This is a genomic window from Syntrophothermus sp. (genome assembly GCF_013314835.1).
Taxonomy (GTDB): Bacteria; Bacillota; Syntrophomonadia; order Syntrophomonadales; family Syntrophothermaceae; genus Syntrophothermus; species Syntrophothermus lipocalidus.
Window position 1 is genome coordinate 1 of sequence record NZ_JABUEX010000060.1, and the last position, 11,852, is coordinate 11,852.

Here is an 11,852-nt window from a genome sequence, read left to right on the forward strand (position 1 = left end):
CAATCAATCAATAAGCTCGTATGTGGGTTTGAAATGAAGCGCAGCGGAAGGGCGAACGTTGCCCTGCTGCTCAGCGGCTTTCTTAAGCACTGCCAATATCAAGACCTGGTGAGACGCATCGGAGACCCGGTTAAAGACAAAGTTTGTTTTGGCCCGGGTCTTGTTTTATGTAAACTTCCGGTTTTAGGGCTGGGGAGGTACGTAGTATGGGCAGAGGAAAACTGCGCTGGATACAGCATGCTTTTGCCGCGGAATTCTGTTTGGAAGCGGGGGCTTCATGTTGAATAACAGAGTTTTCGACGGGGTGTCGGCTAGGATTTTGGTCAAAACTCGCAGGTGCCAGAAAAAACTCTGGCAGTATGACCCCGATACTTACCTGCATTGCCAGAAGGTCGCTCAGGTTTCTTATTTTCTGAGCCATCTGTTGCGTCTCCCTTCTGACGCAGCTCAATATGTCTATTTAGGAGCCTTGATCCATGACCTGGGCAAGACGGCAATACCGAAAATCGTGTTGCATAAGACCGGTGCGCTGACACCCGAAGAACGGGCGATGATGCAGCGACATCCTTCCCTCGGTAGGGAAATCGCGCTTTCCATCATGAAGAACGTGCCTGAAACGGAAAAACGGGTAGTTCTGGATATCGTCGAATTCCACCACGAACGTGTTGATGGGAAAGGATATCCTTACGGCATGTCCGGTACTGAGATTCCCTTGGCTGCAAGAATTGTCGCCGTGGCCGACGCGCTCGATGCCATGGTCAGCTATCGTTCTTATCGTTCCAAACCTAAAAATGTCAAACAAGCGCTGGAGGAGTTGAAGCACAACTCCGGTTACCAGTTTGACCGGAAGGTGGTGGGTAAGCTCGTAGAGTTCTTTACCACCTATTAACGAGTCTTCGAGTAAAGGCCAACCTCTTGGCAAGGAATATGGGTGATGCCCGTGACCAAAGACGCGATTCGAGAATCTCAAATCCTCACCTGTTCCTAAAGCCGGAAGCGAGACACCGATTGATTTAAGGTTTGGGCGGTCTCGGCTAAGCGGGCGGCCGCTTCTGCTACCTGCACCACCGATGCCGTAGTGGTTTCCGTCGCTTTAGCGATTTCGGATGCCGATTTGGTGCTCTCATCCATGGTCTGGGCTACCGACTCTATAGCTTTGGCTACTTCGGTGACGGTGGCCAGGACCTGCCCGCTCATGTTCGCGGTTTGGACCGAAAGGCTGTTAAACGTACCCGCATCCTGGGCATACTGCTCGCCAACAGTTGCCAGCTGGTCGTAGTCCTTGATGACTTTTTCCGTGACGAAGGATAACAGCTCGCTGACGTGCGACACCAGGCTTTCGATGGAATGGGTCACGTTGTCGGTCAGGCTCTTGATGCCGGCGACGGAGGTAGAGGTTTCTTCCGCCAGTTTCCTCACTTCCTCAGCTACTACCGCAAAGCCGCGGCCCTGCTCCCCGGCCCGGGCCGCCTCGATGGCAGCATTTAGGGCCAGGAGGTTGGTCTGGGCAGCAATCCCGGCGATGGAGTCGGCCAAAGAGGTTATCTCGGTCACGATTTCTGCTTCTTTGACCGCCAACGCCACCTTCTCTTCTATGTCTCGATAAATGGAATGAGCTTCACTACGTGATGCTTGGGCTTGCTGCTGGACGGACCCGGCTCTCTCTTCAACAACGGTTGAAGTTTCCGCTCCCTTCTTAGCTTCCGTTGCCAACTGGTTCAACGAAGCGGTCATCTCTTCGCTGGAGGCAGTGATCTCTTCTACCGAGGCAGAAACCGTCTGGAGCCCCGCGGTTATTTCTTCAACCGAAGCCGATACCTCCTCCATGTTGGCGGAGACGTTCTCAGAGGTGGCGGACAGCTGCTGGCTCGAAGCTGCCACTTCCTGAGCACTACTTACTACCTCCCGCATAAGCTTTCGCAGTTCTGCAGTCATGACCTGCAAGGCCCGGCCCACATCGCCGATCTCGTCTTTGCGTTCAACCAGGGACGGAGGAACTTCCTGGCTTAGGTCCCCCTGGGCCACCGTTTGAAGCTGCCCGACTGCGGTTTTCAAAGGCACGGCTATCACTCTTCCGATACCGATACCGCTCCCGAAGGCCGCTACGAGAACTACCAGGGTAAAAACTATTATGAACTTTGTCGAATTAGCATAGTTCTCTTCTGCCTGTTGCCGCAACTGGCTAGCCATTTCCCGGTTGAGCTGGTAGAGGTCAGCCATGCTCTGTTCAGCAGCTTGGCGGTAGGGGCGGACCACCTCGGTAAGGTATTTGTCCCTCTGCTCCGCGGTATAACCGGGCCCGAACATCCCGGCGAAAGGCTCGGCCACCTTGCGGTACTGGGCCATGTTAGCCCTTACCTGGTTAAAAAGCTCCTTTTCGCGCTCGGTCATACGGCTTTGCCCGTAAGCGCCTAAAGCTCGGTCTAGGGTTTCGAAATCGGATTTCAGCTGGTCGAAGGCTTCATTCCTGACAGTCTCGCTGGCGGCTCCCTGGGCTTTCCATAAATCGCCTCTCAGAGCTTTGACCGCCTCGCTGGCTGTGGCAAGATCCAGAGTGGGGACGAACCGACTGTCGTATATGGTCTGCAGGTGCTTTTGGATGTTCGACATCCCGTTCCACCCCACGCCACCTACCACACCGATGAGCACCACCATAAGGGTGCTGGCCAGCATCATCTTGGTCATCGTAGGCATGTTACGCAGCCAATTCATCAAAATACCTCCTTCAAGGCCCAGGTCATGGGACAAAGGCACTGTTTTCCAGTTAATTCGACAACATTTTGGTAAATCCTTCACAAAGAAATTCCTTTTTTCAATTCTGTTGTCAGAGCCTCATATGGCTCGGTAATACCAGGGGATGCATAATATAGAGACCGTGTTACCTGGACCCACAGCCTTCTTGCCCACGACGAACAAAGGGCTGTGGTAAAAGGGGCAACCAGGGGGACGGTTCCTGCGGTTTATTGTCAGAAAATAAACCGCGGAACCGTCCGCTTACTGAGCTAGCGGTGGCGCAGGTGGTTCAAGGAAGCCGCCAATTACCCTGTAGGGTGCATATATGCAATCGCAGTTTTTAGGAGAGAAGTAGCACTAAATCGCTGTTTTTGGGTCTTTTCGTTCACCCGTGGCAACGATTTTTGCTCTTTACCCGCAAACTGGAGGTAAAGAAAGCCCTGGGTCTAGCCTACTGGCGTAACCAAGGGCTCATCAGCTTAGCCGAATGTTATCGTAGTTTCTGTCCATCTGTGTCAACCGCCATATATTGAACGGTATTGTACGGTAGTGTGAGGGGACGGGTGTTAATCACCCCCTCCTACTTGATTTCGATTCACCTTTTACATTAATTTGTTATTCTGGTTCCATTCCAGGTTCCGTTTTCAGTACTGCCGTAATAGTGCCAAGTACCGGTAAAACTTCTACCATCAGCAGACATAGTAAATGTGAAAGGTCCTGTATAGCCGTCGCCTTCATCAAAAGTCCCGGTTAGGACGTTACCCGATGCGGTTCCGGTCAAGGTTCCATTTGGATAAGTTCCTGTTACCTGATTACCGTTCTGGGTAAGCACAAGTATTCCATAGTTGGTATCCCATCTGCCGGTCCAGTTCAACAGTTGTTTGGGTGGCTCCAGCGTAGCAGATACCGATGGTCCATTTATATCAGGAGGTCCCGGGTTAAATACTGGTTTATCAGCACTGCCGGTGTTGCCTGAGCCGGTTGTAGTAGAACCAGGGGTCGTCCCGACGGACACACAGGGGGACGGTTCTCTTGTGACAAAGGAAAAAGCATGCTAGAATCTGAGAAAAGGGAGAAGGGCGCGTGAAGCATGCCCAGGAAGCCAAGAGAAAAGAGTAAAACAGGAATCTACCATGTTATAGTACGGGGAATCGGCCAGCAGGATATCTTTCATGAAGAAGACGATTTTCGGAGATACCTGGAAACTGCAAAAAGGGTATCGTTGGAAAGTGGGGTAAGCGTACTCGGGTACTGCTTGATGACCAATCACGTTCATTTATTATTAAGAGAAAACGATGGCCATATATCAGTGTTTATGAAACGCTTGGGTGTAAGTTACGCCTACTGGTACAATTGGAAATACGAAAGAATTGGTCACGTGTTTCAAGATCGCTTTAAGAGTGAATGCGTAGAGGACGATGCATACCTACTGACAGTCATTCGCTACATCCACCAAAATCCCGTCAAAGCCCTCATCAGCAATAAACCAGAAGAATATGAATGGAGCAGTTGTGCTGCTTATTATAAAGCGGATCGTAATATTTCTACATTTCCTGATACCAGTCAAATCCTGGACATTGTACATAAGGATAAAAAAAGAGCGATTGAGGTACTTCAAAAATTTACGGAAGAGGATAACGAAGACCGTTGCCTAGATTGCGATGAAACCAAACGAATTAGCGAAAGCAAAGCATATGAAATTACGAGGATAATAATGAAGGGTAAACCGGTAACGGCCTTACAGACCATGGATCAGGATGCGCGAAACAAAATATTGCGTCGTTTAAGAAATGAAGGACTAAGCCTTCGGCAAATAAGCAGGATAACCGGCTTGCCATTCCACCTTGTCCGTAAGGCTTAGACATTGACACGGAAGAACCGTCCCCTTGTGTCAATGTGTCAATAACAAGGGCCGCAAGCAGACATACCGTGCTGACGGCCCCAAAATCCTATCTCAGTTTGCGTTTTCTGCCTCTGTCTTTTATGTGGCAGTTCCTGATTGGCGGTTGCTCTCTAAAGCCCTAGGCCTTTTTCTTGACCAACATGCTGCTGGTATACTCGATTACCTGCTCGTTGCGCTGGTTATAAGTTTTGTTGTGGTAAACGAAGAGGAACATGTCGGGGTTCTTGGTCGAGCGGAAATCGACTACTTCGGCCTGGGCCGTTAGTGTGTCGCCGAAAAGGACTGGCTTGGTGACCTTGACGTTGTCGATCCCTACGTAGGCGTAAATCTCGTAGCCGTAGTTGCCCAAGAGCTCGGCCACTGTATCGGCGTTGTGGACTAGTCCGTCGGCCACGACAAATATGACCGGGGCGGCCAAGGAACGCTCCTTGAACCATGTTCCTTTGGCGTACTCGGAGTTACTGTGGACGGCCATGTTAAACCAGGTGAGCTGGTGCAGGATGGAAAAATCGCCGACATCGAGGGTGCGGCTGACCCGGCAAGGGATCTTGGTCCCGGCAGGAATCACGTTACTCATCTTATTCAACTCCCTCCCATTTGATAAAAAAATAACAACATACGGCATGCTTGTACCGGATGTTTCCGGACGTCTCTCGATGAGCGCTCTAGGTACTACTTTTTTACTCTCGTCACTTGTTCACGTCGACGACCAGGTGCCCGTACACTCTTCCTTCTAGGATCTCCTTCACGTAATGCAGGACTTCTTCCAGCGAAATGAGCTTGTTTATCCTCTCCAGCGAAGAATCAGGCATGTCGGTTACCAGGCGATCCCAGGCGGCTATCCTCCTGGGGTTTGGGCACCAGACCGAGTCCACGCCTCTGAGGCTAACCCCGCGCAGAATGAAGGGCATAACAGTGGTCTTGAAGTTGTGTCCCCCGGCCAGTCCGCAGGCAGCAACGCAACCTCCGTAATTCATCTCTGACAAGAGTCGGGACAGAACTACACTTCCCACGGTGTCCACCGCTCCGGCCCACCGTTGGTGCTCCAGGGGACTCGGTTCCTCAGACCACTCGGGACCTGATATGCACTCTTTGGCTCCGATCTCCTTTAAGAAACCGTGAGTGTGCTCTTGGTCCGGCTTGGTGAGGGCTACTACGTGATATCCCAGGTTGGCCAGGATGGCGACCGCGTTGCTTCCTACTCCTCCTGCTGCCCCGGTTACGATGACCGGACCCTTGTCCGGGGTAACTCCGGCTTCCTCCAGGGTCATGACGCAGAGCATCGCGGTATACCCGGCGGTTCCTATTTGCATGGCCTTCTTGGTGTCCATACCTTTCGGAAGCGGGATGAGGAAGTTGGACTTGATCCGAGCCATCTGGGAGTAACCTCCCCAATATCTTTCGCCGACACTCCAACCGTTCAGTATAACCTGGTCCCCGGGTTTGAAGTCAGGAGAAGCTGATTCCACGACGGTTCCAGCGAGATCTAGCCCTGGCACCATGGGGAACTTGCGAAAAATCTTGTTTCGTCCCGCGAAACCCAGGCCTTCTTTGAAATTGACTGTTGAGTAGTCCACTTTAATGAGCACGTCTTCCGGTGGAAGATCATCGACGGTCAACTGCTTGATCTCGGCGACTATCTTCCCGTCGACTTGATCCACAACTATAGCCCTAAAAGTGTTTTCCCCCGCCATACACATACCACTCCCCAAAGCTCTACATCTTTTTCTTGCATACTCTTATCCCAACTTGTTGCGGTTCCCCAAGCCACCTCCTCTCATTATCGACGTGCTGCAAACCGAGCTGCGAATGCATTCCTCTTCCAAGGGCAGAAATCGGACAACTGGAATCAGTAATCAATTATGATTATTCGGCAATCATTCTATTTTTCCTTCGAGGGAAAATAAAAAGCATAACCCAGATGTGAACTCCGAGAAAAGAGACTGCTGAAGCGGTCCTACGCGCGAGATCGACGACAAAGGTCAGCGGGAAATGGATACGGGCCTGACTTAGAAAATCTGATTGAGAACAGGAAGATTAACGGACAGTATCGAATAAATAGTAAAATAGCATAAAGGATGTAGGTGCAATTTGAGGCTTTAAACCGGCGGGCTCAAACAGAAAACAGGAGGGAGATACGATGGCAGAGGAGATTCAACTAGTGGTATTTACTTTACGGGCTGGGGACAACGTGTGTGAATACGGGGTGCCGATTACCCAGGTTCAGGAGATCAACCGTCTTACGAAACCTACCAAACTACCTCAAGTCCCTGATTTTGTCGAAGGCATCATTAACCTGAGAGGGAATATAATACCGGTCATAGATCTCAAGAAGCGCTTCGCCATGACTACGGCCGAACAGACGGACGACAGCCGTATCATAGTAGTGGAAGTAGGGGGGCAGACGGTTGGCATAGTGGTGGACGAGGTGACTGAGGTTTTACGGCTACCACTTTCCAACATTGAGCCGCCGCCTGCCATTATAGGAGGAATAACGGCAGAATATCTTACGGGTGTTGGCAAACTTGACAACCGGTTGCTGATAATGCTGGACATGACTAAGATCCTTACCGAAACAGAAAAGCGGGAGCTGGAGGCTCTTGATGCAGCTAAAGCTTAAAAGAAATCTACATGGCATTACAGTAATTGTTAGAGAAACCTATGAAAGACAGGTTTTCTGCCCTGAAAATGGTATTCGGGGCTTTTATTTTGGAGATGATTGATAAATAATTTTAGAAAAAGAGGGACGTGGTTTTTTGCTTTTGGTGGGAGTAGATATTACCGAAATTAGCCGCATCGAGCGGGCTGCAACGCGAACACCGCGTTTCCTAAAAAGGGTTTATACCGAATCGGAATTATCCTACTGTTATTCGAAAAAAAATCCTTATCCTTCTTTGGCGGCGCGGTGGGCGGCCAAGGAGGCTTTCCATAAGCTTCATCCCCGGCTGTCAAGTCAGGTCAGGTTTACTGAGGTCGAAGTTGGAATGGGCCCAGGCGGTAAGCCTGAGCTAAATTTGTATGGCTGGGCTCGGGAGAAGGCTTGGGAGGTCGAGCTGAGGGAGATAGATGTCAGTCTTTCTCATACTCGGGAAAATGCGATTGCTGTAGTTGTAGCCCGTATAGGGTAGGAGGGGACAGCGTTGAAAATAGTATCAGCACAAGAGATGAGGGATTTAGACCGGCGCGCTTCATCCGAATTTCACATCCCCAGTATAGTTTTGATGGAAAACGCCGGGTTAAGGGTGGTTGAGGCAGTGCAGACTGCTTTAGCAGGCATCAAGCTGCCCCGGGTGGTGGTAATAGCCGGTAAAGGCAATAACGGGGGTGATGGCTTTGTTGTTTCCCGGCACCTTATCAACAGCGGTTTTCACGTGGATACTTTCCTGCTCGGAAGACCATCGGAATTGACCCCCGATGCGGAGCTGAACTTTCGCATATTGCAAAACATCAGTGGCCGGGTTTTCGTGGTATCAGACACGGGTGAATTGCAGGGGTTGCTCGCGCCGCTGTCTGGATGCGACCTGGTGGTAGATGCCATCTATGGTATCGGGTTTCACGGGGAGATGCCTTCCCCGGAGTCCGAGGTGGTGAAAATGGTCAACCAGTCAGGGAAGCCGGTGGTGGCGGTCGATATTCCTTCGGGAGTAGAAGCTGATACAGGTAAGGTTCGGGGAGAGGCAATCCGGGCGACCTGGACGGTTACCATGGCTTTGCCCAAGAAGGCTTTTTTCTTGGAGCCCGGGCGGAGCTACACCGGTATGTTGACCGTAGGCGATATATCCATCCCCCGCTGTTTGCTGGAGGCCCCGGATATCAAGACTAACCTGGTAACTGAGGATTGGGTGGCTCCTTGGTTTCTACCGCGACCAGCAGAGACTCACAAGGGAAGTTTTGGACATGTTTTGGTAGTTGGGGGTTCGGTAGGACTTACTGGGGCTGTAGTTATGGCAGCCGAGGCCGCACTGCGCAGCGGGGCCGGATTGGTGACAGCCGCGGTACCCCAATCTTTGCAGCCAGCGATAGAGAGCAGGTTGATAGAGGTGATGACTACTCCTTTGCCCGAGACTTCGCTCAAGACCATCTCACTAGAGGCGCTTCCAGCTCTGCAGAGTTTGTTGGAGAGGACATCGGTTTGCGTGGCGGGACCGGGAATGGGGAGGTACCCCGAAGCCAGAGCCGTGATCAGGTTTATACTTGAGACAGCGGGGGTACCGGTGGTTATAGATGCTGACGGGTTGAATGCTTTAGCAGAAGACCTGGGCGTTCTTAAGGACCGTCAAATCCCGGTAATCCTTACACCTCATCCAGGAGAAATGTCCGGTCTCTCAGGACTCAGTGTAGCCGATATCCAGGCGGATCGTTTGGAAGTAGCCCGTGGGTTTGCTTCCGAATGGGGAGTAACCCTGGTACTTAAAGGGCACAACACGGTCATAGCCACTCCCGGCGGGGATGTATATGTAAATGTTACGGGAAATCCCGGTATGGCTACGGCTGGGAGCGGTGACGTATTAAGCGGGATAATTGCCGGTTTTATGGCCCAGGGCCTGCTACCTGACCAGGCAGCGATTTCAGGTGTTTACGTTCACGGGAAAGCCGGAGACGAAGCCAAGAAAGAAAAAGGGGAACGGGGGTTGAATGCTATGGATATCGTGCATTATATCCCAGCGGTTTTGAAGGCTTTCGAGTCAAGATGAAGGTGCCTTAGTAATATTCTTTAGAAAAGGGGTCTTAAATTGAAAGCGAAAGACATAATGACCAAAGAGGTTATAACTGTCCGGCCGGAACAAAGTGTAGAAGAAGTGGCTAAGATTTTGGCCGACAAGCGGATCAGCGGGGTCCCAGTTTTGGATGACACCGGAAAGCTGGTTGGGGTGGTCACGGAAAGTGACCTCATGATCAAAGCCCGTGATCTCGAATTGCCCTTTTACATCACGTTGTTCGACAGCATCATCTTTCTGCAGAGCCCGCGCCGGTTTAATGAGGAGCTAAAGAGGTTCACGGCTTCCAAGGTCAAAGATATCATGACCACACAGGTTGCAGCAGTAGATGAGGATACTCCACTGTTCGATATTGCTCGGCTGATGACGGCAAAATCTATCAACAGGGTTCCGGTGGTGCGCGACGGCAAGGTGGTAGGGATAGTGACCAGAAATGACGTGGTGAGGGCATTGGCAAGATCATGATGCATCTGGCAAGACCAACCTGGGCAGAGGTAGACTTGGGGGCTGTAGCCCACAACCTAAAAGAATTGAGAAACCTGCTTGTAGGGACAGCTCGCTTGATGCCGGTTGTGAAGGCTAACGCGTACGGGCACGGGATTCTGGAGGTAGCCAGGACATGTGTAGAGGAAGGGGCCGAGTTCTTGGCTGTGGCTCTTTTAGACGAAGCGCTTCTGCTCAAAGAAGCCGGGATTAATAGACCTAGAATTCTGGTGCTGGGCGCTACCTCCGAGGAAGGGGCCCAAGAGGCGGTTAAACAGGGGGTGCGGCTTACCTGTTTTGACCGGCGTCTGGCCGAAGCCGTTTCCCGAGCTGCCTGCAAGCTGCAGAAGCCCGGGTACATTCACATCAAGATCGACACCGGCATGGGACGGCTGGGATTTTATCCAGATGAAAGAGCATTGGCGGACATCGAGGAATTTCTTCGCCTGCCGGGACTAGAGGTAGAAGGGATTTTTACCCATTTTGCCGCAGCCGACGCCGCTGACAAGAGCTATACCGAATGGCAGCTCCGGCGTTTTCTGGACTTTGTGGGTGAACTCGAACAAAAAGGGGTTAAAATTCCTTTAAAACACGCGGCCAACAGCGCGGCTTTAATCGATTTACCATCAGCGCATCTCGACTTGGTGAGACCGGGCATAAGCGTTTACGGGCTGTGGCCTTCGGATGAAGTGGCGAACCGATGCTTAAACCTCATCCCGGCTATGCGGCTTCTCAGCCGGATTGTGATGCTAAAAGACCTGCCTCCAGGCCATGCCGTTAGCTACGGGTGTACTTACATTACAACCCGTACCACGAAGGTGGCTACGGTTCCTATCGGTTATGCTGATGGGTATAGTCGGTTACTTTCCGGCAAGGTACACGCGGTGGTAAGGGGAAAGCGGGTTTGCGGTATAGGGAGAATATGCATGGATCAGTGCATGTTTGACGTTTCCGAGGTCGAGGGGGTCAGAGAAGGGGATGAAGTTATCTTATTTGGACGGCCGGAAGACGGTGTTACTGCCGATGAGCTGGCCTCCCTCATCGGAACTATCAACTACGAAATCGTGTGTATGTTAGGGCCGCGCATACCCCGCATTTACAGGCGGAGTAAGTTGTAATTATTGGATTTGCGACCTTAACTGGCGACCGGTATAATAATTAATATCACTCATAGTGCGCGTATCAGCCTTAGGGGGTGCTCGGTTTGTCGGCCTCGAGAAGGATAATGATCACCGTACCGGAAAACCTATTACTGGAGCTGGAGGACATCTACGTTGCCGAGAGCAAAAACCGAAGCGAGATTATCCGCGAAGCCCTCAGGATGTACCTGGGGGAGCGCAGGAAAAGACTTATTAACGAGCAGATGAAAAAAGGATACATGGAGATGGCCGATATAAACCTGACCCTCGCTTGTGAGTGTTCCTCGGCTGATTACGAGGCCCTGATACAATGTTTAGAAAGGTTAATAACGGAGTGATGGGTTTGACAATAAAGCGTGGTGAAGTCTATTTTGCCCAACTCAACCCGGTCGTCGGCTCAGAGCAAGGAGGGATCAGACCGGTTCTCGTAGTTCAGAACGATATAGGTAATCAGTATAGTCCTACCACCATCGTGTTAGCTATTACATCGCAGATAAACAAGGCCAAGCTGCCTACGCATGTGGAACTTCGGGCCGCAAAATACGGTCTGGACAAAGATTCGGTCATACTTGGAGAACAGATACGCACTATCGACAAGACCAGGCTCAAACAACGGATTGCCTTTTTGGATGAAGAGACCATGGCCAAAGTGAATCACGCCTTGGAAATAAGCTTGGGATTGGTCGATGCCTAATTTATCTACATAAGAATGAAATGAGAGGAAACAGGCAGTAACGCCTGTTTCGCTGTTTATGTGCGCCCGGCATGGGCGCTGGCTATAGGGTGGAAGTCCCGAGCGGCGAAGGTAGCAGTAGCCATTAGCCTAAGGCAAGGGTGTCCATCGCGAGGTGGAATCTGAAGGAAGCCGGCGGCAAA

Annotated in this window: 13 protein-coding genes; 10 read left to right on the forward strand and 3 right to left on the reverse strand. The window is 51.3% G+C overall.

Annotated elements, in window-relative coordinates; translation table 11 throughout:
* Positions 1 to 288, forward strand: a 288-nt coding sequence (locus HPY90_RS13075; RefSeq protein WP_287195115.1) for a hypothetical protein, incomplete at its 5' end; no start/stop codon positions are given.
* A complete protein-coding gene (locus tag HPY90_RS13080) occupies positions 278 to 889 on the forward strand; it encodes an HD-GYP domain-containing protein (protein ID WP_287195117.1) in 612 nt (203 codons plus the stop codon). The genes HPY90_RS13075 and HPY90_RS13080, both read left to right, overlap by 11 nt.
* Positions 890 to 984: 95 nt before the next feature.
* Here HPY90_RS13080 and HPY90_RS13085 read toward each other — a convergent pair whose 3' ends face one another.
* Entirely contained in the window at positions 985 to 2,712 is a 1,728-nt protein-coding gene (locus HPY90_RS13085) for a methyl-accepting chemotaxis protein (RefSeq protein WP_287195118.1), read from the reverse strand.
* A gap of 1,111 nt (positions 2,713 to 3,823) precedes the next feature.
* Here HPY90_RS13085 and HPY90_RS13090 point away from each other — a divergent pair.
* Positions 3,824 to 4,594 carry a transposase gene (locus tag HPY90_RS13090; protein WP_287195120.1) on the forward strand — a complete coding sequence of 257 codons (771 nt, stop codon included), beginning with the start codon at positions 3,824 to 3,826 and terminating at the stop codon, positions 4,592 to 4,594.
* A 160-nt stretch (positions 4,595 to 4,754) separates the two neighbouring features.
* Here HPY90_RS13090 and HPY90_RS13095 read toward each other — a convergent pair whose 3' ends face one another.
* Both HPY90_RS13095 and HPY90_RS13100 read right to left on the reverse strand, forming a co-directional pair.
* Positions 4,755 to 5,213 (reverse strand): FAS1-like dehydratase domain-containing protein, encoded by a 459-nt coding sequence (locus tag HPY90_RS13095; protein ID WP_273698683.1) that lies wholly within the window; start codon positions 5,211 to 5,213, stop codon positions 4,755 to 4,757.
* A gap of 112 nt (positions 5,214 to 5,325) precedes the next feature.
* Positions 5,326 to 6,330 carry an MDR family oxidoreductase gene (locus HPY90_RS13100; RefSeq protein ID WP_013175947.1) on the reverse strand — a complete coding sequence of 335 codons (1,005 nt, stop codon included), beginning with the start codon at positions 6,328 to 6,330 and terminating at the stop codon, positions 5,326 to 5,328.
* 446 nt (positions 6,331 to 6,776) lie between these two features.
* Here HPY90_RS13100 and HPY90_RS13105 point away from each other — a divergent pair, with 446 nt between their 5' ends.
* The 7 genes from HPY90_RS13105 (at position 6,777) to HPY90_RS13135 (ending at position 11,670) form a co-directional block, all read left to right on the forward strand.
* On the forward strand, positions 6,777 to 7,256 hold the full coding sequence (locus HPY90_RS13105; protein ID WP_013175946.1) for a chemotaxis protein CheW: 480 nt from the start codon (positions 6,777 to 6,779) through the stop codon (positions 7,254 to 7,256).
* A gap of 145 nt (positions 7,257 to 7,401) precedes the next feature.
* On the forward strand, positions 7,402 to 7,764 hold the full coding sequence (gene acpS, locus HPY90_RS13110; protein WP_287195130.1) for a holo-ACP synthase: 363 nt from the start codon (positions 7,402 to 7,404) through the stop codon (positions 7,762 to 7,764).
* Between the two features lie 12 nt (positions 7,765 to 7,776).
* Complete coding sequence (locus HPY90_RS13115) at positions 7,777 to 9,330, forward strand: NAD(P)H-hydrate dehydratase (RefSeq protein WP_287195123.1); 1,554 nt, start codon at positions 7,777 to 7,779, stop codon at positions 9,328 to 9,330.
* A gap of 39 nt (positions 9,331 to 9,369) precedes the next feature.
* Positions 9,370 to 9,819, forward strand: a complete 450-nt coding sequence (locus HPY90_RS13120) for a CBS domain-containing protein (protein WP_287195125.1) — start codon at positions 9,370 to 9,372, stop codon at positions 9,817 to 9,819.
* Positions 9,816 to 10,955 carry an alanine racemase gene (alr, locus tag HPY90_RS13125; protein WP_287195127.1) on the forward strand — a complete coding sequence of 380 codons (1,140 nt, stop codon included), beginning with the start codon at positions 9,816 to 9,818 and terminating at the stop codon, positions 10,953 to 10,955. Before HPY90_RS13120 ends, alr begins: the two co-directional genes overlap by 4 nt.
* A gap of 86 nt (positions 10,956 to 11,041) precedes the next feature.
* Complete coding sequence (locus HPY90_RS13130) at positions 11,042 to 11,314, forward strand: CopG family ribbon-helix-helix protein (protein WP_013175940.1); 273 nt, start codon at positions 11,042 to 11,044, stop codon at positions 11,312 to 11,314.
* 5 nt (positions 11,315 to 11,319) lie between these two features.
* On the forward strand, positions 11,320 to 11,670 hold the full coding sequence (locus HPY90_RS13135; protein WP_041433572.1) for a type II toxin-antitoxin system PemK/MazF family toxin: 351 nt from the start codon (positions 11,320 to 11,322) through the stop codon (positions 11,668 to 11,670).
* Positions 11,671 to 11,852 lie beyond the last annotated feature (182 nt).

Excerpts from the sequence above, each read along its gene's own strand:
- HPY90_RS13105 (WP_013175946.1), top strand. The coding sequence starts at position 6,777 with ATGGCAGAGGAGATTCAACTAGTGGTATTTACTTTACGGGCTGGGGAC.
- HPY90_RS13090 (WP_287195120.1), top strand. The coding sequence starts at position 3,824 with ATGCCCAGGAAGCCAAGAGAAAAGAGTAAAACAGGAATCTACCATGTT.
- HPY90_RS13100 (WP_013175947.1), bottom strand. The coding sequence starts at position 6,330 with ATGGCGGGGGAAAACACTTTTAGGGCTATAGTTGTGGATCAAGTCGAC.
- HPY90_RS13080 (WP_287195117.1), top strand. The coding sequence starts at position 278 with ATGTTGAATAACAGAGTTTTCGACGGGGTGTCGGCTAGGATTTTGGTC.
- alr (WP_287195127.1), top strand. The coding sequence starts at position 9,816 with ATGATGCATCTGGCAAGACCAACCTGGGCAGAGGTAGACTTGGGGGCT.
- HPY90_RS13095 (WP_273698683.1), bottom strand. The coding sequence starts at position 5,213 with ATGAGTAACGTGATTCCTGCCGGGACCAAGATCCCTTGCCGGGTCAGC.
- HPY90_RS13085 (WP_287195118.1), bottom strand. The coding sequence starts at position 2,712 with ATGAATTGGCTGCGTAACATGCCTACGATGACCAAGATGATGCTGGCC.